Annotated in this window: 17 protein-coding genes; 13 read left to right on the top strand and 4 right to left on the bottom strand. The window is 68.9% G+C overall.

All coding sequences use genetic code 11. From position 1 onward, the window contains the following. Positions 1-54 precede the first annotated feature (54 nt). Positions 55-1,107, bottom strand: coding sequence for a gentisate 1,2-dioxygenase (gene gtdA / locus K2W61_RS05665; RefSeq protein WP_175134987.1), 1,053 nt, complete (start codon positions 1,105-1,107; stop codon positions 55-57). Positions 1,108-1,275: 168 nt separating this feature from the next. Here gtdA and K2W61_RS05660 point away from each other — a divergent pair, with 168 nt between their 5' ends. Both K2W61_RS05660 and K2W61_RS05655 read left to right on the top strand, forming a co-directional pair. Further along, the gene (locus tag K2W61_RS05660) at positions 1,276-2,211 is read left to right on the top strand and encodes a LysR substrate-binding domain-containing protein (RefSeq protein WP_175140164.1); all 936 of its coding nucleotides are present in this window, start codon (positions 1,276-1,278) and stop codon (positions 2,209-2,211) included. After that, complete coding sequence (locus tag K2W61_RS05655) at positions 2,211-2,777, top strand: hypothetical protein (RefSeq protein ID WP_175140163.1); 567 nt, start codon at positions 2,211-2,213, stop codon at positions 2,775-2,777. Before K2W61_RS05660 ends, K2W61_RS05655 begins: the two co-directional genes overlap by 1 nt. A 44-nt stretch (positions 2,778-2,821) precedes the next feature. Here K2W61_RS05655 and glpK read toward each other — a convergent pair whose 3' ends face one another. Further along, positions 2,822-4,345, bottom strand: a complete 1,524-nt coding sequence (glpK, locus tag K2W61_RS05650) for a glycerol kinase GlpK (protein ID WP_175134990.1) — start codon at positions 4,343-4,345, stop codon at positions 2,822-2,824. Then, the gene (locus tag K2W61_RS05645; protein ID WP_175134991.1) at positions 4,332-5,786 is read right to left on the bottom strand and encodes a DHA2 family efflux MFS transporter permease subunit; all 1,455 of its coding nucleotides are present in this window, start codon (positions 5,784-5,786) and stop codon (positions 4,332-4,334) included. Before K2W61_RS05645 ends, glpK begins: the two co-directional genes overlap by 14 nt. A gap of 98 nt (positions 5,787-5,884) precedes the next feature. Between K2W61_RS05645 and K2W61_RS05640 the strand changes: the two genes are divergently transcribed. The 4 genes from K2W61_RS05640 (at position 5,885) to K2W61_RS27715 (ending at position 8,417) form a co-directional block, all read left to right on the top strand. Beyond that, positions 5,885-6,073, top strand: a complete 189-nt coding sequence (locus K2W61_RS05640) for a DUF3460 family protein (RefSeq protein WP_175134992.1) — start codon at positions 5,885-5,887, stop codon at positions 6,071-6,073. 16 nt (positions 6,074-6,089) lie between these two features. Further along, positions 6,090-6,980, top strand: coding sequence for a segregation and condensation protein A (locus K2W61_RS05635; protein ID WP_175134993.1), 891 nt, complete (start codon positions 6,090-6,092; stop codon positions 6,978-6,980). 43 nt (positions 6,981-7,023) lie between these two features. Then, positions 7,024-7,878, top strand: a complete 855-nt coding sequence (gene panC / locus K2W61_RS05630; protein WP_175140162.1) for a pantoate--beta-alanine ligase — start codon at positions 7,024-7,026, stop codon at positions 7,876-7,878. Positions 7,879-8,045: 167 nt separating this feature from the next. Next, a complete protein-coding gene (locus K2W61_RS27715) occupies positions 8,046-8,417 on the top strand; it encodes a response regulator transcription factor (protein ID WP_175134995.1) in 372 nt (123 codons plus the stop codon). Between the two features lie 117 nt (positions 8,418-8,534). Here the strand turns inward: K2W61_RS27715 and K2W61_RS05620 are convergent, their stop codons facing one another. After that, entirely contained in the window at positions 8,535-9,290 is a 756-nt protein-coding gene (locus K2W61_RS05620; RefSeq protein ID WP_175134996.1) for a copper resistance protein NlpE N-terminal domain-containing protein, read from the bottom strand. Between the two features lie 193 nt (positions 9,291-9,483). Between K2W61_RS05620 and K2W61_RS05615 the strand changes: the two genes are divergently transcribed. The 7 genes from K2W61_RS05615 to K2W61_RS05585 all read left to right on the top strand — a co-directional run bounded on the left by K2W61_RS05615 (position 9,484) and on the right by K2W61_RS05585 (position 21,088). Next, the gene (locus tag K2W61_RS05615; RefSeq protein ID WP_236755170.1) at positions 9,484-10,338 is read left to right on the top strand and encodes a prepilin peptidase; all 855 of its coding nucleotides are present in this window, start codon (positions 9,484-9,486) and stop codon (positions 10,336-10,338) included. 75 nt (positions 10,339-10,413) lie between these two features. Continuing rightward, entirely contained in the window at positions 10,414-11,061 is a 648-nt protein-coding gene (coaE, locus tag K2W61_RS05610) for a dephospho-CoA kinase (protein ID WP_175134998.1), read from the top strand. A 42-nt stretch (positions 11,062-11,103) separates the two neighbouring features. After that, positions 11,104-11,856, top strand: a complete 753-nt coding sequence (gene zapD, locus K2W61_RS05605) for a cell division protein ZapD (protein ID WP_244957784.1) — start codon at positions 11,104-11,106, stop codon at positions 11,854-11,856. 219 nt (positions 11,857-12,075) lie between these two features. Beyond that, the gene (locus K2W61_RS05600; protein ID WP_175134999.1) at positions 12,076-13,344 is read left to right on the top strand and encodes an MdtA/MuxA family multidrug efflux RND transporter periplasmic adaptor subunit; all 1,269 of its coding nucleotides are present in this window, start codon (positions 12,076-12,078) and stop codon (positions 13,342-13,344) included. A 15-nt stretch (positions 13,345-13,359) separates the two neighbouring features. Then, a complete protein-coding gene (locus K2W61_RS05595; protein ID WP_175135000.1) occupies positions 13,360-16,458 on the top strand; it encodes an MdtB/MuxB family multidrug efflux RND transporter permease subunit in 3,099 nt (1,032 codons plus the stop codon). After that, on the top strand, positions 16,455-19,565 hold the full coding sequence (locus tag K2W61_RS05590) for a multidrug efflux RND transporter permease subunit (RefSeq protein WP_175135001.1): 3,111 nt from the start codon (positions 16,455-16,457) through the stop codon (positions 19,563-19,565). The genes K2W61_RS05595 and K2W61_RS05590 overlap by 4 nt, the downstream gene beginning before the upstream one ends. Continuing rightward, on the top strand, positions 19,562-21,088 hold the full coding sequence (locus tag K2W61_RS05585) for an efflux transporter outer membrane subunit (RefSeq protein ID WP_236755169.1): 1,527 nt from the start codon (positions 19,562-19,564) through the stop codon (positions 21,086-21,088). The genes K2W61_RS05590 and K2W61_RS05585 overlap by 4 nt, the downstream gene beginning before the upstream one ends. The last annotated feature ends 90 nt before the right edge of the window (positions 21,089-21,178 follow it).

Here is a 21,178-nt window from a genome sequence, read left to right as displayed (position 1 = left end):
CAACCTTTGAAGGCGGAACGAAAAGGGGAAGGCAGGCGCGGCGGCCCGCCGGCGTCAGGCGATGCGTTCTTCGCGCCACAGGCCCAGTGCGTCCTGCACCGGGCGGTCGGAATAGCTGAACAGCGTGGCGTCTTCCAGCGCCGCCAGCTGCACCGGCTGCCACGACGGCGCGACGAACACGTCGCGCGGGCCGAAATGGAATTCGGCGTCACCGATGCGGGCGATGCCGCGGCCTTCCACCACGCTGTAGACGGTGGAGTCGGTGCTGCGATAGGCCTTGCCCTGGAAGCCGGCCGGCAGCAACTGCATGAAGGTGGCCATGGTGGGCATGGGGTAGCCGCCCGTGGCCGGGTTCAGGTAGCGCAGCTTGACGCCGTCCCAGGGGTCCAGTTCGCCGTGGCGGTAGAGCGCGTCCAGCGCCTCGCGGCTGCGCTCGTAGGGGTAGTTGAAGATCGGCGAGGTGCCGCTGGCGGCGCGGTGGCGCACTGGCGCCATGTTGTGGCCGTAGCGCGCCATGCTGTCGCCTTCCGGGCGCGTGACCGGCTGGGTGGCGGACGGATAGTTCTCGGCGAAGCCGGCGTCCAGGAAACGCAGCAGGGGAATGTCCAGGCCGTCGAGCCAGACCACCGGTTCGCCGCCTTCGACGGTCTCGGCGTTGCCGTGGTCGTGCCAGGTCCAGGACGGCGTGATGATGAAGTCGCCCGGATGCATGGTGGTGCGCTCGCCGTTGACGGCGGTATAGGCGCCGCTGCCCTCGACGATGAAGCGTAGCGCCGATTGGGTGTGGCGGTGGCTGGGCGCGATCTCGCCGGGCAGGATCAACTGCAGGCCGGCATACAGGCTCTGCGTGATGCTGGCCTGGCCGGGCAGGCCGGGGTTCTCCAGGATCAGCACGCGCCGCACGGCTTCCTCGGCGCTGATGAGCGAGCCGGAGGCCAGCACGTCATCGCGCACCTCGTCGTATTTCCAGATGGCCGGCACGCAGCGCGGCGCGGGCTGGCGCGGCACCAGGTTGTGCAGCGATTCCCACAAGGGGGCCATGTGCTTCTGGGCGATGCGCGCGTAATAGGCGGCGCGATCCGCGCCGAGGGGGTGGCCGTCGGGCATGGTTGTCTCCTGGGGCCGGCGTCGGCGCCGGCTTCTGTCGCCCCGTCGCGGCGGGCGCGGCGGGACCTGATATGGAGGCGATTATGCGGAACGAGCTATGTGTTTTGAAATGAAATTATCTTATTATCCATACCAATAACAATATGGATAAGAGACAAGGGGGGCTCCATGGACTGGACTCACCGGTTGCGGCTGCGCAACCTGAAAATGCTGCTCAGCCTGGCCCAGACCCGCAACATCAGCCATTCGGCCGCCATGCTCAACACGACCCAGCCGGGGCTGTCGAAATGGCTGAAGGATCTGGAAGACGACATTGGCCTGCCGCTGTTCGAGCGCCATGCGCGCGGCCTGCGGCCGACGCCGCATGGCGACGTGCTGATCGCGCACGCGCAGCGGGTCGAGGCGCAGCTGGACCGCGCCAGCGCCGACATGGCCGCCTTGCGCGAGGGCGGCGGCGGCCGGGTGGTGATCGGCGCCTCGGGCGCGTCGGCGTCGGACACCGTGCCGCTGGCGGTGATGAAGCTGCTCGAACGCATGCCGCAGGCGCGTGTGAAACTGGTGGAGGGCACCACCGACCGCCTGCTGGCGCAACTGGCGCAGGGCGACTTGGACATCGTGGTGGGCCGCTCGGCGCCCGAGCACCATGATCCGGCCATCCGCTTCGAAGCGCTGTACTTGGAGCCGATCCACCTGGTGGCGCGGCCGCGCCATCCGCTGTTCGCGCTGGAGCAGCCGGGCTGGCCGGATCTGCTGTCGTACCGCTGGATCCTGTGGCCCAAGGGCACGCCGATCCGCAACGCGGTCGACGCCGCGCTGGCCTCGGCCGGGCAGGCGCCGCCGGCCGACCACGTCGAGTCCAATTCGGTCACCATCAACCTCACCTTGATCAACAACAGCGACATGATCGGGGTGGCCTCGCACCGCGCCGCGCTGCGCTTCGCGCAGATGAAGGCGATGCGCATCATCCCGGTGCGGTTGTCGGGCTTCGGCTCGGTGGCCATGTACTGGCGCGAGGACGCGTTCCGGCCGACCGCCGTGCAGGAGGCCATGGCCGCTCTGCGCAAGACGGTGGCCGAACACGCCCCGGGCGTGACGAGGCTGTGATGGCGCCGTCCGGCCCCGGGCTGAATGCGCTGATCGCGCAATGCCGGCGGCTGGAGGCGGCGCTGCGCCAGGATGGCGGCCAGGCGAGCGCGCCGGAAGCGTCCGCGGCCATGCACCGCTTCGTCGCCGCGATGGATGCGCGCGCCGCGCCGCCGGGCCTGTGGTCGCCGCTGGCGCTGGCGGTACTGACGATGGTGGGCGGCATCGGCGTGGGCATCGGCCTCTTGAGCCTGTTGCTGCGCCCGGCGGGGCCGGCGCTGGCCGCCTTCGCGCTGGTGCTGGCCTGCGTCGTGACGGCATTGGTGCTGGCGATCGGCGTGGTGGCCTTCATGAGCGGCCACAGCCTGGGCCTGGTGCTGCTCAAGCGCACGGCGCTGGTGCTGGCGGCGGCGGGCGTGCTGGGCCTGGTCGCCTGGTCGCAGGGCGATATGCGGGCGGTCGGGCCGGTGGTGGCGCTGTTGGGCGGCGCGGGCGCCTGGCTGCTGATGAACAGCAATGCGTTCTATGTGTTCGCCGGTTACCGCATGGCGTTGCGGGCGATGCAGGCGCGGGCGCGGCGGCCCTGAGTGGCCGGCCGGCGCGCCTCGGTGGCGCGCCGGATGGCGGCCATTTACCTGGCGGAGTTGGCCCAGCCCTTGGACAATTCCACCGCCTGGCGCCAGCGCTGCATGCGGGCCTGGCGCACCGATTCCGGCCAGGCCGGCTCGAAGGTGCGCTCGGCCTGCCACTTGGAGGCGAATTCGTCCTGGCTGGACCAGAACCCGACCGCCAGGCCCGCCAGTCCGGCCGCGCCCAGCGCGGTCGATTCGGCCACCCGCGGCCGCACCACCGGCACGCCCAGCAGGTCGGCCTGCATCTGCATCAGCAGATCGTTGCGGGCCGCGCCGCCGTCCACCCGCAGCTCGGTCAGGGCGATGCCGCTGTCGCCATTCATGCAGCTCAGCAGTTCGGCGCTTTGCAGCGCAATCGATTCGAGCGTGGCGCGGGCGATGTGGGCGCGGGTGGTGCCGCGCGTCAGGCCCACCAGCGTGCCGCGGGCGTAGGGATCCCAGTGCGGCGCGCCCAGGCCGGCGAAGGCCGGCACCATGAACACGTCGTCGGTGTCGGCCACGCTGGCGGCCAGCGATTCGATTTCCTCGGAGCGCTGGATGATGCCCAGGCCGTCGCGCAGCCATTGCACCGCGGCGCCGGCCACGAACACGCCGCCTTCCAGCATGTAGGCCGGGCGCCAGCCGTCCTGGCCCGCCACCGGCAGGCCCCAGCCGACGGTCGACAGCAGGTGGTTGCGCGACTGCACCGGCTTGTCGCCCACGTTCATCAGCATGAAGCAGCCGGTGCCATAGGTGTTCTTGGCCATGCCGGGTTTGAAGCAGGCCTGGCCGAAGGTGGCGGCCTGCTGGTCGCCGGCCACGCCGGCGATGGGGATCGAGCCGCCCAGCCATTCGGGCAGGGCTTCGCCCACCACCGCGCTGCTGGCGGCGATCGACGGCAGCACGCTGCGCGGAATCTTCAGCAGCGCCAGGATCTCGTCGTTCCAGTCCTGCGTGTGCAGGTCGAACAGCATGGTGCGCGAGGCGTTGCTGGGGTCGGTGCTGTGCACCGCGCCGCCGGTCAGTTGCCAGATCAGCCAGGTGTCGACGGTGCCGAAGGCCAGTTCGCCGCGCTCGGCCTTCTGGCGCGCGCCCGGCACATGATCCAGCAGCCAGGCCAGCTTGGTGCCGGAGAAGTAGGCGTCCAGTACCAGCCCGGTGCGCGATTGCAGGAAATCGGCGTGGCCGTCCTGGCGCAACTGGTCGCACATGGGGGCGGTGCGGCGGTCCTGCCAGACGATGGCGCGGGCCAGCGGGCGGCCGCTGGCGCGGTCCCAGATCAGAGTGGTTTCGCGCTGGTTGGTGATACCGATGGCGGCCACGTCGGCGGCGCTGGCGGCGGCATTGCGCAAGGCCTCGCGCGCCACGTCGAGCTGGCTGTGCCAGATCTCGCCGGGGTCGTGTTCGACCCAGCCCGGCCGCGGGTAGTGCTGGCGGAATTCACGTTGGCCGATGCCGCGCACCACGCCGTCGCGGTCGAACACGATGGCGCGGGAGCTGGTCGTGCCCTGGTCCAGGGCCAGGATAAATTCATTCGTCGTCACTGTTTTTGGCGCCGTTCAGGTGTGCCCCGGCCAGCGGGTCGAGGCGTCTAAAGGAAAAGACCGAGGCCGCGCACAGCAGGCCGATGACGATGAAGCCGGCGATCACGTCGCCCACCGCCAGCGTGTCGGCCCCGCGCAGGGTCATGCTGATGTTCAGCGTCACCGCCGCCACGCCCACGCCCAGGCTGATGCCCAGTTGCTGCGCCATGGCGGCGAAGCTGCTGGCGCGGCTCATTCTGGCCGAGGGGATGTCGGCATAGGTTAGCGTATTTACGCCGGTGAATTGCAGCGAGCGAAAGAAACCGCCCACCAGCAGGATGGCGATCATCAGCCAGACCGGGGTGGTGGGCGTGAAGGTGGCGCAGATCACGATGAAGGCGCCGGTCAGCACCGCGTTCACGGTCAGCACGCGGCGAAAGCCGAAGTGCCTGACGATGGGCGTGGCGACGAATTTCATCAGCAGCGCGCCGGCGGCGCTGGCGAAGGTGATCAGGCCGGCCGAGAACGGCGACAGGCCGAAGCCCACTTGCAGCAGCATGGCCAGCAGGAAGGGCGTGGCGCCCACGGCGAAGCGGCACAGGTTGCCGCCGAGCGTCGAGATGGCGAAGGTCGGAATGCGCATCAGCGCCAGGTCGATGATGGGATGCTCGGTGCGGCGCGCATGCCGGCCATAGAGCAGGCCACAGGCGATGCCCACGGCGATCAGGCCTAGCAGCAGCGGCAGCGGCATGACGTCGCGGCCGATGGCCTCGAAGCCGCTGACCAGGGTCGCCAGGCACACCGCGCTGAGCAGGAAACCGATCCAGTCCAGGCGCGGCGCGGCGGCTTCCTTGATTTCCGCCACGTAGCGCAGCACCAGCACGATGCCGAGCACGCCGATGGGGATGTTGATCAGGAAGATCCAGTGCCACGACATGTACGTGACCATGAAGCCGCCCAGCGGCGGCCCGATCACCGGCCCCAGCAGCGCCGGGATCGACAGGAACGACATGGCCTTGAGCAGGTCCTGCTTGGGCACGGTGCGCAGCAGGATGATGCGGCCGACCGGCACCATCATGGCGCCGGCCATGCCCTGCACCACCCGGGCGATGACCAGCTGTGGCAGGTCCTGCGACAGGGCGCAGGCCACGGAACTCAGGGTGAACAGGCCGATGGCGGCGATGAAGACGCGGCGCGCGCCGTAGCGGTCGGCGGCCCAGCCGCTGACCGGCACGAACACGGCCACCGACAGCAGGTAGGCGGTGATGGCGACGTTCAGCCGCACCGGGGTCGATCCCAGGGCCCGCGCCATGGCCGGCAGGGCGGTGGCGACCACGGTGGCGTCCAGCATCTGCATGAATAGCGCGCAGCCGACGATGAAGGGAATCATGCGCGCCGCGCGTACCGCGTCCGGGGTTGAAGGAGGAGCGGGATTGGCTGCGGCTGCGGATTCGGCGGACATGGCGGAGGCGGGCGGTGGGACCCGGAAGATTGTAACGCCGGGCCCCGGGCCGGCGTGCAGTAAACTCCGGGTATCCGAAACCCACTGAAATTGGTGCCATGGCAACCAACTACGAATCCGAGATCACCCAGTTCCTGAAAGACTACAAGCAGTCGCATCCTGGCACCGAAGAGCGCCAGCGCGAAGGCCGCGCCCGTCTCTGGGACAAGCCGCAGGACCCGGAACTGCTGGAAGGCTTCCGCGCGGCCCGCGTGCCGCAAAGGCCGTACGTGTATCAGGCCGACTGATACCGTTGCGGCAGCCATGGCCCACAACCCCTCCGTCCCGGGCGATGCCCTGGCCGCGCTAGTGGAACCCTCCGTCGACAGCACGCCGGATACCGTCGACAGCGTCGCCTTCGCGCGCCTGTACGGCGAGCCGCTGTTCCAGATGCCGACGGACCTGTACATTCCGCCGGACGCGCTGGAGGTGTTCCTGGAGGCCTTCGAGGGGCCGCTGGACCTGCTGCTCTACCTGATCCGCAAGCAGAACTTCAATGTGCTGGACATCCCGATGGCGGATGTCACGCGGCAGTACCTGTCGTATGTGGAACAGATCCGCATCCACAACCTGGAACTGGCCGCCGAGTACCTGCTGATGGCGGCCATGCTGATCGAGATCAAGTCGCGCATGCTGCTGCCGGTCAAGAAGACCGACACCGGCGAAGAGCCCGAGGACCCGCGCGCCGAACTGGTGCGCCGCCTGCTCGAATACGAACAGATGAAGCTGGCCGCGCAGAAGCTCGACGCCTTGCCGCAGCTGGGCCGCGACTTCGTCACCAGCCATGCGGTCGCCGACTTGAGCGTCGAGCGCATGCTGCCCGAGGTCAGCGTCGACGACCTGCGCGCCGCGTGGGCCGACATCATGAAGCGGGCCAAGCTCAACCAGCACCATCACATCACCCGCGAACAGCTGTCGGTGCGCGACCACATGACGCACATCCTGCGGCGCCTGAACGACGTGCGCTTCATGGAGTTCGGCGACCTGTTCATGGAACGGGTGCGCGAAGGCGCGCCGGCCGCGGTGGTGGTGGTGCATTTCATCGCCATGCTGGAACTGGCGCGCGAGTCGCTGCTGGAAATCACCCAGGCCGAGCCGTACGCGCCCATCTACGTGCGCCTGGCCTATACCAGCGTTGCGGCGGTCGCCGCCTGATCCGATTCCCCCCGGGCTGTGCGCCCAATCCCGGAGATTTCCCTTGAAAGTCGTCCACACCATCCAGGAATTGCGCGACCACCTGCGCGGCCAGAACCGCGTCTCGTTCGTGCCCACCATGGGCAACCTGCACGAAGGCCACCTGGCGCTGATGAAGCTGGCGCGCCAGCACGGCGATCCGGTGGTCGCCAGCATCTTCGTGAACCGCCTGCAATTCGGGCCGAACGAGGATTTCGACCAATACCCGCGCACCCTGGCCGCCGACATCGAGAAACTCGAGCGTGCGCGCGACGTCTATGTGCTGTTCGCGCCCAATGAGCGCGAGATGTACCCGGAACCGCAGAACTTTCGCGTGCAGCCGCCGGACGACCTGGGCGACATTCTCGAAGGCGAGTTCCGTCCGGGCTTCTTCGCCGGCGTCAGCACCGTGGTGCTCAAGCTGTTTTCCTGTGTCCAGCCGCGGGTGGCGGTGTTTGGCAAGAAGGATTACCAGCAGCTGATGGTGGTGCGCAACATGTGCCGCCAGTTCCAGCTGCCGGTGGAGGTGCTGGCGCACGAGACCGTGCGCGCCGACGACGGCCTGGCGCTGTCTTCGCGCAACCGCTACCTGAGCGATGCCGAGCGCGCCGAGGCGCCTGCCCTGTACGCCGCGCTGCGGCAGCTGGGTCAGCGCCTGGCGGCGGGCGAACGCGATGCCGCCGCGCTCGAAGCCGATGCCACCCGGCACCTGACCGATCGCGGTTGGCAGGTCGATTACATCGCCCTGCGCCGCCAGCGCGACCTCAAGCGTCCGGAAGCCGCCGACCTGCTGGCCGGCGAACCCGTGGTGGTGCTGGCCGCCGCCAAGCTGGGCGCGACGCGTCTGATCGACAATCTGGAACTGTCCTACACGGCCTGATCCGGTCCGAGATTCATCCAGACCGGGGGCGCCCGCTCGCGTCGCCGGCCCGTGCGCGGCAGGAGCCGCGTTCACCGGCGCGCGGCTCCCCCTGACAAAATTGCCAGCTTACGCGGCCAGCCGCGGGGGGGCAGACTCTCTGCAACCTTTCATTGCAGAGTTGTTCTATGTACGTTCCCCATCCCGATCTGCCCGCCATCCTCTCCGTGTTGACGCCGCGCGAGCGCGAGATCGTCGATTACATCGTGGCAGGGCGTCCCAACAAGGTCATCGCCATCGACCTGGAGATCTCGCTGCGCACCGTCGAAGCCCATCGCGCCCGGATCTTCGCCAAGCTCGACGTGCGCAACGCCATGGCGCTGGCATGCCGGCTGTGCGGGCGCGGCCACTCCGGCGTGGCGCCAGCGGCGCCGACGATGTCCGGCTGCGCGCGGGCCGGGTCCGCGCCGGCCCGCTATGCGACCTCCCCTGACACGGTCGCCGTGGTGATCGCGGATCGCGCCACGGAGCTTGTCAAAAAAGGATTCTGGAGCAAGTAGGCGCTCACATCGGGCAGCGCTGGAGGCGCGCCGCGAAAGACACAGGGCCTGCCGACGCGTTGTCAGGCAGGCCCTGCGGTGGGTGCTGGCGGCTGGCGGATCAGCGGCCGGCCAGGCTCAGGGGCACTGGGGCGCCTGGGCCTTGGCCAGTTCGTCGATCGGATCGAGATCCGGCTGACGCGTCAGGTTGTAGTTCAGGTTGGGCGTCTTGCCACCGATGGAGCGCACGCGCAGCACGTTGTTGGCGGCCACGACGAATTCGACCCGCACGTTGCCCCGGGCATCGAGCAGGATGACGCGCGGCGGATGTTCGTCGGTGGCATCCCAGCAGCCTTGTTCGACCACCGGCGCCGCCTTTTTCGGATCGTCTTCCAGGTAGGCGGTGCGGCCGCGCCAGCGGCCGTTGGGCGCCAGCGTCAGGGTCACGCGCTGCGCCGTGCATTGCATGGCGGGCGAGAAACACGGCAGGGTGCCCATGTAGGTCTGCGGCTGCGGCACCAGGCTGTTGGCGGCGGTGCTTTGCGAGGCAACCGGCGCTGGCGCGGGGGCGGCGGCATCGGCGCTGGCCCCTTCGGGCACGGCCTGGCCGTCCTCGGTGGTGGCGCCCTGGCTGGCGGCAGCCTGCGACGGGGTCTTCTTCTGGTCGGGCTTGAGCGCGATCTGCACCTGCGACGGCGCCCGCAGCACGGTGCGATAACCCGCGCCGGAACCCTGGTACTGGGCGTCGGTCACGGTGCTTTCGGCGGGGGGATCGTAATAGCCTTCGGTGCGTTGCTGGGCACAGCCCGCGGCACCCAGCGCCGTGCCCGCTAGCAGCAGCCCCAGAATGCCGAGTTTACGGGGGCGGGTAAGGAGGTGGACGCGCGCGGTCATGGCAACTGATCCGTAAATTGAGTCTGTCTCCGATTTTACGCACTTATGCGAAGATTCGATACGTTCACCCCAACCGTGAAAGGCGCCGGCGGCACTTTATGCACAAATTACGACACGGCTCCGGGCGGCCCGCCCGCGGGCGCGCCGTTCCCACCGGATGGCGGACCCGCCGCGCCGCTTGGCCGGAGCGGCCATGACAACGCTCTGGCATGTCTTTCCCATACCCCTGGCGTGGTTCGTGGCGTTGGCCGCGCTGGCCGGCCTGGCGGTCGGCAGCTGGCTGACCCAGGTGACCCATCGCCTGCCGCGTCTCATGGAGCGCGAATGGCAGGCGCATTGCCAGGAGACGGCGGGCCAGGCGCGGCCGCCCGCCGATCCTGGCCTGTGGGCGCTGGCGGCGCATTGTCCGCATTGCGCCGCGCCCGTGACCGGGTGGCGCCGCTTGCCGTTGGCGGGGTGGCTGGCGCTGCGCGGCCGTTGCGCCGCCTGCCAGGCGCCGATCGGCTGGCGCTATCCCGCCATCGAAGGGTTCACCGCCGTGCTGTTCGCCGTCTGCGCCTGGCGCTTCGGCGCCACCCCCATCGCGCTGTGCGCCATGGGGCTGTCGGCGGCGCTGGTGGCGTTGGCCTGGATCGACTTGGAATCGACGCTGCTGCCCGATGCCATTACGTTGCCGCTGGCCTGGGCCGGCCTGCTGGTGAACCTGTTCGATGCCTTCACTCCCTTGCCGATGGCGGTGGTGGGCGCGGTCGCCGGCTATCTGTTCCTGTGGGTTATCTTTCATGCATTCCGCCTGCTGACCGGGCGTGAAGGCATGGGCTTTGGCGACTTCAAGCTGCTGGCGGCGCTGGGGGCCTGGTTCGGCGTCGGCGCGCTGCCCATGCTGCTGCTGGCCGCGTCGGTGGCGGGCGTGCTGGTGGGAGGCGCCCTGACGCTCAGCGGCCGGGTCCGCCGGGGCCAGGCGCTGCCATTCGGTCCGTACCTGGCGCTGGCCGGCCTGGCCGTGCTGCTGCTGGGGGGCGAGCAGGGCCTGGGGTGGTTGTTGTGAACGCGCGCATGGCCCGCGGCGGCACGCGCCGGATGGCGTAGCCGGGCGGGGCCGGGCCGCAAGCGAAGGACGAACATGTTCAAGATTGGTTTGACAGGCGGCATCGGCTCGGGCAAGTCGCGCGTGGCCGACATGCTGGGCGAATGGGGCGCGTCGGTGATCGACACCGATGAGATCGCGCGTGCGCTGACGGCGGCGGGCGGTGGCGCCATGGACGCCATCGAGCGCGAGTTCGGCCCGGACGCATTGACGCCGGCCGGCGCGCTCGATCGCGACTGGATGCGCGAGCGCGCCTTTGCCGACGCCCAGGTCCGCCTGCGCCTGGAGGCCATCCTGCATCCGGCCATCGGCCTGGAGACCGAGCGCCAGGCCGAGGCCGCGCGCGGCGCCTACCTGGTATTCGTGGTGCCGCTGCTGGTGGAGTCGATCGCGCGCTGGCGCGATCGTGTCGATCGCATCTGTGTGGTGGACTGCGATCCGGACACGCAGGTGGCGCGCGTGCGGGCGCGCAGCGGGCTGACGGACTCAGCCATCCGGCGTATCATGGCGGCACAGGCTGCGCGGGCCAGCCGGCTCGAAGTCGCGGACGACGTCATCGACAATGGCGGCGCGACCTCGCCGGCGCATTTGCGCGCGCAGGCAAAGATCCTGCACGACCGCTGGCTTGCACTGGCGGCCTCGACGGGCCGGCAAGCCCCGGGCTTGGCCGGCACTCCCGAATAATCCCGGCCCGCGGGCCGGCTTCCGATGGGCCTGATTACAAGCGTGATTGTTTTCGAATATCCCTTCAATGAGCGCATTCGCGCTTACCTGCGGCTCGAATACCTGTTCGACAGGCTGTTCTTCTTTGCCCGCGAGGGGGATTCACGCCTGCACCAGGTCGCCGTCACCTCGTTGTTCGACCTGCTCGACGTGTGCGAGCGCACCGACGTCAAGGGCGCGGTGCTGCAGGACCTCGAACGCCAGCGCGTGGCGCTGGTGGGCCTGCGCGATCACCCCGGGGTGGCGCAGGACGCGCTCGAAGGCATGCTGCGCGAGCTGGAGAAAGTCTCGGCGTCGCTCGCCGCGCCCGGCAAGACCGGCCAGTCGTTGCGGGAAAACGAATGGCTCACCAGCCTGCGTGGCCGGCTGGCGGTGCCCGGCGGCGCCACCCAGGTCGACATGCCCTCGTACTATGCCTGGCAGCAAAAGCCCGAGGCCGCGCGTTGCGCCGACCTGCAGGCCTGGCTGGCTCCCTTCGCTCCGCTGTTCGAGGGCCTGACCATGGCGCTGCGCCTGTTGCGCGAGTCCGGCCGCAAGACCGACATCGTGGCCGAGCAGGGCGCCTACCAGCAGATGCTGGGCGGCAAGCAGTACCAGTTGCTGCGGGTGTGGGTGGACTCGGCCCAGGGCGTGTTTCCCGAGATCAGCGCCAACAAGTACATGATCTGGATCCGCTTCTCGACCCAGGACGGCGAGTTCAAACCCCAGCAGGTGGCCCGCAGCATCCCGTTCCAGATGACGCTCTGCAATTCCTGAGGCGGCATACGGGCAACCGGTATTCGGGCAGCCCGCATCCGGGCTTGCCTCGCACCGGCGAGCGGCAGCACGCGTAGCCCGCCGCCCGGACGCCGTGTCCGGCGTCGATCCCGCCCCGATTCCTGTTGCGGCCTATTTCAGCGGCAACGGGCAATCACGGAAATGTCGGCCGCCTGGGTCACAATACGGTTTTCTCCGTCTGTGCCGGAACCGTATCCCATGTCCGATAGCCGTCCCGTTTCATCGCCTTCCCGCTGGACCCGCCGCAGAATCATCGGGCTGGCGGTGCTGTTGCTGGTGGTTGCCGGTATTGCCTGGCTGGCGCTGCGGCCGGCGGCCAAGCCGGGCGGCGGGCGGCCGGGCGCGGGCGGGCGGCCCAACATGGCCGCGGCGATGGCCAATATGGCCGTGCCGGTGCGGGTGGCCAGCGCCGTCACGCAGGACATCGACATCTTCCTCAAGTCCCTGGGCACCGTTACGGCCTACAACACCGTCACCGTGCGCAGCCGCGTCAGCGGCGAACTGGTCGACGTGGCCTTCCAGGAAGGCCAGCGGGTCAAGGCCGGCGATCTGCTGGCCCAGGTCGACCCGCGCGCCTTCCAGGTGGCGCTGGATCAGGCCCGCGGCACGCAGATGCAGAACCTGGCGCTGCTCGAAAACGCGCGCCGCGATCTGCAGCGCTACCAGGCCCTGTTCAAGCAGGACTCCATCGCCAAGCAGCAGGTCGACACCCAGGCCGCGCTGGTGCGCCAGTACGAAGGCACCATCAAGAGCGACCAGGCCAATGTCGACAATGCCCGGCTGCAGCTGGACTACGCCCGCATCACCGCGCCGATCAGCGGCCGGCTCGGCCTGCGCCTGGTCGACCGCGGCAACCTGGTGTCCAGCTCGGACACCAATGGCCTGGTGGTGATCACGCAGACCCAGCCGATCTCGGTGGTGTTCACGCTGCCCGAGACGCAGTTGCCGGAAGTGCGCGCCGAACTGGCCCAGGGCAAGACCCTGGCGGTGCAAGCCTATGATCGCGCCGACACCCACCGCATCGCGTCCGGCACGCTGGAGACGCTGGACAACCAGATCGACGTTGCCACCGGCACCCTCAAGCTCAAGGCCAGGTTCGACAACCAGGACGACGCGCTGTTTCCCAACCAGTTCGTCAACGTGCGTCTGCACGTGTTGACACGCAAGGGCGTGACCGCGATTCCGACGGCGGCGGTGCAGCAGGGGTCGGCCGGCGCCTTCGTGTTCCTGGTGCAGCCGGACAATACCGTGCAGGTCAGGCAGGTCAAGCTGGGCGCCATCAACAACGGCATGGTGGCCGTCAACGAAGGCCTGCAGCCGGGCGATCGCGTCGTCACCGAGGGCACCGACCGCCTGCGCGCTGGCGCCAAGGTCGAGATCGTGGGTGGCGACAAGGTGATTCCCGCCGCCAAGGACAAGTCGCTGGGCGGGGGCGCGCCGGCGGGCACCACGCCCGCCACGCGCTGACCCGGAGGCCGCGCCGTGAGCCCGTCGCGCCTGTTCATTCTGCGGCCGGTGGCCACCACGCTGTCGATGGTGGCCATCCTGATCGCCGGCTTCATCGCCTACCGTCTGCTGCCGGTCGCGGCCCTGCCCGAAGTCGACTACCCCACCATCCAGGTGACCACGCTGTACCCGGGCGCGAGTCCCGATGTGATGACGTCGCTGGTGACCTCGCCGCTGGAGCGGCAGTTCGGCCAGATGCCGGGCCTGAACCAGATGTCGTCGACCAGTTCGGGCGGCGCCTCGGTCATCACCATGCAGTTCAACCTGACGCTGCCGCTGGACGTGGCCGAGCAGCAGGTGCAGGCCGCCATCAACGCGGCGTCCAACCTGCTGCCCAGCGACCTGCCGGTGCCGCCGACCTATAACAAGGTCAACCCGGCCGACGCGGCGGTGCTGACGTTGGCGATCACCTCGCCGACCATGCCGCTGCCGCAGGTGCGCGACCTGGTGGACACGCGGGTGGCGCAGAAGCTGTCGCAGATTCCGGGCGTGGGCCTGGTGAGCGTGGCGGGCGGGCAGCGCCCGGCCGTGCGCGTGCAGGTCAATCCGCAGGCGCTGGCGGCCAATGGCCTGGGGCTGGCCGACCTGCGCACCGCCGTGGTGGGCGCCAACGTCAACCAGCCCAAGGGCAACCTGGATGGGCCGCTGCGCTCGACCACCGTCAACGCCAACGACCAGCTCAAGACGCCGACCGACTACAACAACCTGATCATCGCCTACAAGAACAACGCGCCCCTGCGCCTGTCGGATGTGGCGCGCGCGGTCGAGGGCGCCGAGGACACGCGCCAGGCCGCCTGGGCCGGCGACAAACCGGCCATCCTGCTCAACATCCAGCGCCAGCCTGGCGCCAACGTCATCGACGTGGTCAACCGCATCCAGGCGCTGCTGCCGCAACTGCGCGCCGCGCTGCCGGCCACGCTGGACGTGACGGTGGTGTCGGATCGCACCCAGACCATCCGCGACTCGGTGGCCGACGTGCAGTTCGAGATGCTGCTGGCGGTGGCGCTGGTGGTGATGGTGACCTTTGTGTTCCTGCGCAGCCTGACCGCGACGCTGATTCCCAGCGTGGTGGTGCCGCTGTCGCTGGTGGGCACCTTCGGCATCATGTACCTGGCGGGCTTTTCCATCAACAACCTGACGCTGATGGCGCTGACCATCGCCACCGGTTTCGTGGTGGACGACGCCATCGTCATGATCGAGAACATCGCCCGCCACATCGAAGAAGGCGAGACGCCGCTGCAGGCCGCGCTCAAGGGCGCGCAGCAGATCGGCTTCACGCTGATCTCGTTGACCTTCTCGTTGATCGCGGTGCTGATTCCGCTGCTGTTCATGACCGAGGTGGTGGGCCGGCTGTTCCGCGAGTTCGCCATCACGCTGGCGGTGTCGATCCTGATATCGCTGGTGGTGTCGCTGACACTGACACCGATGATGTGCGCGCGCCTGCTGCGCGCCGAATCCGAACAGAAGCATGGCCGCTTCCATCAGGTCACCGGCGCCTTCATCGACCGCACCATCGCCGCCTACGACCGCATGCTGCAGAAGGTGCTGCGGCATCAGCCGCTGACCCTGCTGGTGGCGCTGGCCACCTTCGCGCTGACGGTGCTGCTGTACATCCTGGTTCCCAAGGGCTTTTTCCCGCAGCAGGACACCGGGTTGATCCAGGCCATTACGCAGGCGCCGCAATCGATCTCGTTCACCGCCATGGCCGAGCGCCAGCAGGCGGCGGCGCGCTTGGCGCTGGAGGATCCCGATGTGCAGGCGGTGTCGTCGTTCATCGGCGTGGATGGCAGCAACGCCACGCTCAGCGCCGGCCGCATGCAGATCGCGCTCAAGCCGCAGTCCGAGCGCAGCGGTGATCTGCGCGCCGTCATGGCGCGGCTGCAGGAAGCCTTTGGCAAGCAGGATGGCCTGACCGTCTACATGCAGCCGGTGCAGGACCTGACCATCGAGGACCGGGTCAGCCGCACGCAATACCAGATGACGCTGTCCAATCCGGACCTGAAGGTGCTGAGCGAATGGACCCCCAAGCTGATCGAGCGGCTGCGCCAGGTGCCGGGCCTGACGGACGTGACCGATGACCTGCAGGATGACGGCTTGCAGACCTGGGTCGAGATCGACCGCGACGCCGCCTCGCGCCTGGGAATTACGGCGTCGGTGGTGGACGAGGCGCTGTACGACGCCTTCGGCCAGCGCCTGATATCCACCATCTTCACCCAGTCCAACCAATACCGCGTGGTGCTGGAGGTGCAGCCGCAGTTCCAGATGAACCCGGCCTCGCTGGGCCAGATCCACGTGCCGACCTCCTCCGGCGCGCAAGTGCCGTTGTCGTCCATCGCCCGCATCACCGAGGGCAAGACGGTGCTGGCAGTGAACCGGCTGGACCAGTTCCCGATGGTCACGGTGTCGTTCAACCTGGCGCGCGGCGCCTCGCTGTCCGACGCGGTCGAGGCGATCACCGCGGCCGAGGCCGGGATCGGCCTGCCGGCCGGCATCGAGACACGTTTCCAAGGGGCGGCGCTGGCGTTCCAGAATTCGCTGTCGAGCACGCTGTGGCTGATCCTGGCGGCCATCGTCACCATGTACATCGTGCTGGGCGTGCTGTACGAAAGCTACATCCACCCCATCACCATCCTCTCGACGCTGCCGTCGGCCGGGGTCGGCGCGCTGCTGGCGCTGCTGATCAGCGGCACCGAGCTGGACATGATCGGCATCATCGGCATCATCCTGCTGATCGGCATCGTCAAGAAAAACGCCATCATGATGATCGACTTCGCGCTCGACGCCGAGCGCAAGCGCGGGCTGTCGCCGCGCGCCGCGATCCATGAGGCGGCGCTGCTGCGCTTCCGGCCGATCCTGATGACCACGCTGGCCGCGTTGTTCGGCGCACTGCCGCTGATGCTGTCGACCGGCACCGGCGCCGAGCTGCGCCAGCCGCTCGGCCTGGTGATGGTCGGCGGCCTGCTGCTGAGCCAGGTGCTGACGCTGTTCACCACGCCGGTGATCTACCTGATGTTCGACCGCCTGTCGCGGCGCTGGCGCGGCCTGCGCGAAGCGCCTGCCGGAGACGCGCCGTGATCCTGTCGGCGCCCTTCATCGTGCGGCCGGTGGCGACCACGCTGCTGTCGCTGGCGGTCGTGCTGGCGGGCATGCTGTCGTTCTTCCTGCTGCCGGTGGCGCCGCTGCCGCAGATGGACATTCCCACCATCTCGGTGTCGGCCAGCCTGCCGGGCGCCAGCCCCGAGACCATGGCCTCCAGCGTCGCCACGCCGCTGGAGCGCTCGCTGGGCAGCATCGCCGGCGTGACCGAGATGACGTCCAGCAGCACGCAGGGTTCGACCCGCGTGACCTTGCAATTCGATCTGTCGCGCGACATCAACGGCGCTGCCCGCGACGTGCAGGCCGCCATCAACGCGGCGCGCTCGCTGCTGCCGACCAGCCTGCGCAGCAACCCTACGTATCACAAGTTCAACCCGTCGGACGCGCCCATCATGACGCTGGCGATGACGTCCGATACCCTGAGCCAGGGGCAGATGTACGACCTGGCCTCGACCATCGTGGCGCAGAAGCTGTCGCAGGTGAATGGGGTGGGCGAGGTCACGGTGGGCGGCAGTTCGCTGCCAGCGGTGCGCGTGACCGTGCTGCCGGGCGCGCTGGCCAATCGCGGCGTGTCGCTGGACGAAGTGCGCACCGCGCTGGCCAATGCCAACGCCAACCGGCCCAAGGGGGTGCTGGAGAACGACCGCTACCACTGGCAGATCATGGTCAACGACCAGCTCAGCCGCGCCGAGCAGTACCGGCCGCTGATCGTGGCCTGGCGCGACGGCGCGCCGGTGCGGGTGGCGGACGTGGCCAAGGTCGAGGATTCGGTCGAGGATCTGTACCAGACCGGTTTCTTCAATCAGCGCAATGCGATCCTGATGATCGTGCGGCGCCAGGCCGACGCCAACATCATCGAGACCGTGGACGCGGTGCGCGCCCAGTTGCCGACGCTGCTGGCGCTGATGCCGGCCGACGTGCAGCTGACCGTGGCGCAGGACCGCACGCCCAGCATCCGCGCTTCGCTGCACGAGGCCGAGTTGACGCTGATCATCTCGGTGGGCCTGGTGGTGCTGGTGGTGCTGCTTTTCCTGCGGCGCTGGCGCGCGGCCATCATTCCCAGCATCGCGGTGCCGGTATCCCTGATCGGCACCTTCTGCGTCATGTATCTGTGCGGCTTCACGCTCAATACCATTTCGCTGATGGCGCTGATCGTGGCCACCGGCTTCGTGGTGGATGACGCCATCGTGGTGCTGGAGAACATCATGCGCCACGTCGAGAACGGCATGTCGCCGATGCGGGCGGCGCTGCGCGGCTCGCGCGAGGTGGGCTTCACGGTGCTGTCGATGAGCCTGTCGCTGGTGGCGGTGTTCATTCCGATCCTGCTGATGGGCGGATTGGCGGGGCGCCTGTTCCGCGAGTTCGCGGTGACGCTGTCGGCGTCCATCATGGTGTCGCTGGTGGTGTCGCTGACGCTGACGCCGATGATGTGCGCGCGCCTGCTCAAGGCCGAACCCCACCAGCCCAAGCCGCCCGGCCGCCTGGCGCGCTGGGCCGAGAGCGGCTTCGACTGGATGCAGGACGGCTACCGCCGCAGCCTGGCCTGGGCGCTGGCGCACAGCCGCCTGATGATGCTGGTGCTGGCGGCGGCGGTGGGGTTGAACCTGTACCTGTACACCGTGGTGCCCAAGGGCTTCTTTCCGCAACAGGATACCGGCCAATTGCTGGGCTTCTTCCGGGTCGACCAGGGCACCTCGTTCCAGGCCACGGTGCCCAAGCTGGAAGCCCTGCGCAAGGTGGTGCTGGCCGATCCGGCGGTGCAGAGCATGACCGGCTACGCCGGCGGCCGTGGCGGCAGCAACAGCAGCTTCATGCAGATCCAGCTCAAGCCGCTGGCGCAGCGCAAGGTATCGGCCGAAGCTGTCATCAACCGCCTGCGGGCGCGATTGCAGAACATGCCGGGCGCGCGCATGTTCCTGGTGGCGCAGCAGGACATCCGCGTCGGCGGCCGCCAGAGCCAGGGGTCGTACGACTACACGTTGATGTCTGGCGACCTGCAACTGTTGCGCACCTGGATGCCCAAGGTGCAGCAGGCCATGGCCAAGGTGCCCGAGATCACCGACGTCGACACCGATGTCGAGGACAAGGGCCGCGAGATCAACCTGGTGATCGATCGCGATGCCGCGACCCGGCTGGGCGTGAGCATGTCGACCATTTCCGCCGTGCTCAACAATTCCTTCAGCCAGCGCCAGGTATCGGTGATGTACGGGCCGCTGAACCAGTACCACGTGGTGCTGGGGGTGGACCCGAAGTTCGCCCAGGATATCGAGTCGCTCAAGCAGGTCGAGGTCATCACGGCGAGCGGCGAGCGCGTGCCGATGGCCGCGTTCGCCCGCTTCGAGAACGCCAACGCGCCGCTCAGCGTGCAGCACCAGGGGCTGTTCGTCGCGGACACGGTGTCGTTCAGCCTGGCGCCGGGCGTGTCGCTGGGCCAGGCCACCGCCGCCATTGACGCCGCGGTGGCGCGCATCGGGCTGCCTTCGGACCAGATCCAGGCCGGCTTCCAGGGCACGGCGGCGGTGCTGCAGCAAACGCTGTCGCAGCAGCCGTGGCTGATCCTGGCGGCGCTGGTCACCATGTACATCGTGCTGGGCATCCTGTACGAGAGCTTCGTGCATCCGCTGACGATCCTGTCGACCCTGCCGTCGGCCGGGCTGGGCGCGTTGCTGGCGCTGCTGCTGGTGCGCACCGACTTCACGCTGATCGCGCTGATCGGGGTGTTCCTGCTGATCGGCATCGTCAAGAAAAATGCCATCATGATGGTGGACTTCGCGCTCGAGGCCGAGCGTAACCAGCACATGGCGCCCAGGGAGGCGATCTTCCAGGCCTGCCTGACGCGCTTCAGGCCGATCATGATGACGACCATGGCCGCCATCTTCGGCGCGCTGCCGTTGGTCCTGGCGTCCGGCGCCGGCGTCGAGATGCGCCAGCCGCTGGGCATTACCATCGTGGGCGGACTGGTGTTGAGCCAGATCCTGACGCTGTACACCACCCCGGTGGTCTATCTCTACCTTGACCGTTTCCGTCTCTGGGCCGCGCGCGGGCGCACCCGGCGCGGCGGCGCCGCTTCGATAGAACAACCATGATCCGCAACGCCAAGTCTCCTGCTTTCGCCTTCCTGCCGCGCGCCGGCCTCACGCTGGCGTTGTGCGCGGCGCTGGCCGCCTGCGCCGTCGGTCCCGACTACCAGCGGCCGGCGCTGGACCTGGGCAACGTCTACAAAGAAGGGCAAGGCGAAGTGCCGGGCTGGAAGCGGGCCGAGCCGCGCGATGTCGCCGACCGCGGCCAATGGTGGCGCGTCTACGACGATGCCACGCTCGACGGCCTGGTGGACCGGCTCAATGCCTCCAACCAGACCATCGCCCAGGCCGAGGCCAACTACCGCCAGGCGCTCGGCCTGGTGCGCGGCGCGCGCGCCGGCTTCTTCCCCACGGTGGGGGCGGGCGCGGGCCTGACCCGCTCCGGCAGCGGCGGGGGCAGCGGTGCGTCGTCCTCGTCGGCCGGCGGGGGCAACGTCGCCAATCAATATTCGCTGACCGGCAGCGTCAGCTGGGAGCTGGACGTGTGGGGCCGGGTGCGGCGCAGCGTCGAAGCCTCCGAGGCCAGCGCCGCCGCCAGCCTGGCGGACCTGGCCGCGACCCGCCTGAGCGCGCAGGCCGCGTTGGTGCAGGCCTATCTGCAGCTGCGCGTGCTGGACGAGCAGAAGCGCCTGCTGGACGCCACCGTCGCGGCCTACGAGAAGTCGCTGCAACTCACGCAGAACCGCTATAACGTCGGCGTGGCGGGGCAGGCGGACGTGGCCGTGGCGCGCACCCAACTCGAAAGCACGCGCGCGCAGTCGATCGACCTGGATTGGCAGCGCGGCCAGTACGAGCACGCCATCGCGGTGCTGATGGGACAGGCGCCGTCGCAGTTCAGCCTGCCGCCGGCGCCCTTCTCGGTGCAATTGCCGCAGATCCCGGTGGGGCTGCCGTCCGAGCTGCTGGAGCGCCGGCCTGACGTGGCCGCCGCCGAGCGCCGCGCGGCCGCCGCCAATGCGCAGATCGGCGTGGCGCAGGCCGCCTGGTTCCCGAGCCTGACGCTGTCGGCCGACGGCGGGTTCCGCAATGGCCAGTTCGCCGAGCTGCTGACCGCCCCGGCACGTTTCTGGTCGCTGGGGCCGGCGCTGGCGCTGACGCTTTTCGACGGCGGCGCGCGCCAGGCGCAGGTCGAGCAGGCGCGCGCATCCTATGACGCGCAGGCAGCGGCGTACCGCCAGGCGGCGCTGACCGGACTGCGCGAGGTCGAGGACTACCTGATCCAGTTGCGCGTGCTGGAGAACGAGCAGGCCGTGCAGCGCCGCGCCCTGGAGTCGGCGCGCGAATCGCTGCGGCTGATCCAGAACCAGTACAAGGCCGGCCTGGTGGACTACCTGAGTGTGGCCGTGGTGGATGCCACCGCGCTCAGTAACGAGCGCAGCGCGCTCAGCCTGTATGGCAACCGCCTGGTGGCCAGCGTCAATCTGATAGTCGCCCTGGGCGGCGGCTGGGACGGGCTGGCGCCGCAGGATGGCGCGGGCGCGGGCCAGACCGTGGCGCCAGCGGCCCCGCAACCGGCCAGCCGGCCCTAGGGATAACGCCCGATTCCTCTTTCTCCCGATTGACAAGCCGGGCCCCCGGGTTCCTAATGCGGGAAAAGTGACCGCATGGTCACGTCGGGC

Origin of the sequence: Achromobacter pulmonis (assembly GCF_021733725.1) — a bacterium.
GTDB classification, from domain to species: Bacteria; Pseudomonadota; Gammaproteobacteria; order Burkholderiales; family Burkholderiaceae_B; genus Achromobacter; species Achromobacter pulmonis.
This window is presented reverse-complemented; position numbering and strand designations above follow the sequence as displayed.

Bases quoted from the DNA above. Each gene is read 5' to 3' on its own strand.
- gtdA (WP_175134987.1), bottom strand. From the start codon at position 1,107: ATGCCCGACGGCCACCCCCTCGGCGCGGATCGCGCCGCCTATTACGCG.
- K2W61_RS05660 (WP_175140164.1), top strand. From the start codon at position 1,276: ATGGACTGGACTCACCGGTTGCGGCTGCGCAACCTGAAAATGCTGCTC.
- K2W61_RS05655 (WP_175140163.1), top strand. From the start codon at position 2,211: ATGGCGCCGTCCGGCCCCGGGCTGAATGCGCTGATCGCGCAATGCCGG.
- K2W61_RS05645 (WP_175134991.1), bottom strand. From the start codon at position 5,786: ATGTCCGCCGAATCCGCAGCCGCAGCCAATCCCGCTCCTCCTTCAACC.
- K2W61_RS05640 (WP_175134992.1), top strand. From the start codon at position 5,885: ATGGCAACCAACTACGAATCCGAGATCACCCAGTTCCTGAAAGACTAC.
- K2W61_RS05635 (WP_175134993.1), top strand. From the start codon at position 6,090: ATGGCCCACAACCCCTCCGTCCCGGGCGATGCCCTGGCCGCGCTAGTG.
- K2W61_RS27715 (WP_175134995.1), top strand. From the start codon at position 8,046: ATGTACGTTCCCCATCCCGATCTGCCCGCCATCCTCTCCGTGTTGACG.
- K2W61_RS05620 (WP_175134996.1), bottom strand. From the start codon at position 9,290: ATGACCGCGCGCGTCCACCTCCTTACCCGCCCCCGTAAACTCGGCATT.
- K2W61_RS05615 (WP_236755170.1), top strand. From the start codon at position 9,484: ATGACAACGCTCTGGCATGTCTTTCCCATACCCCTGGCGTGGTTCGTG.
- coaE (WP_175134998.1), top strand. From the start codon at position 10,414: ATGTTCAAGATTGGTTTGACAGGCGGCATCGGCTCGGGCAAGTCGCGC.
- K2W61_RS05600 (WP_175134999.1), top strand. From the start codon at position 12,076: ATGTCCGATAGCCGTCCCGTTTCATCGCCTTCCCGCTGGACCCGCCGC.
- K2W61_RS05585 (WP_236755169.1), top strand. From the start codon at position 19,562: ATGATCCGCAACGCCAAGTCTCCTGCTTTCGCCTTCCTGCCGCGCGCC.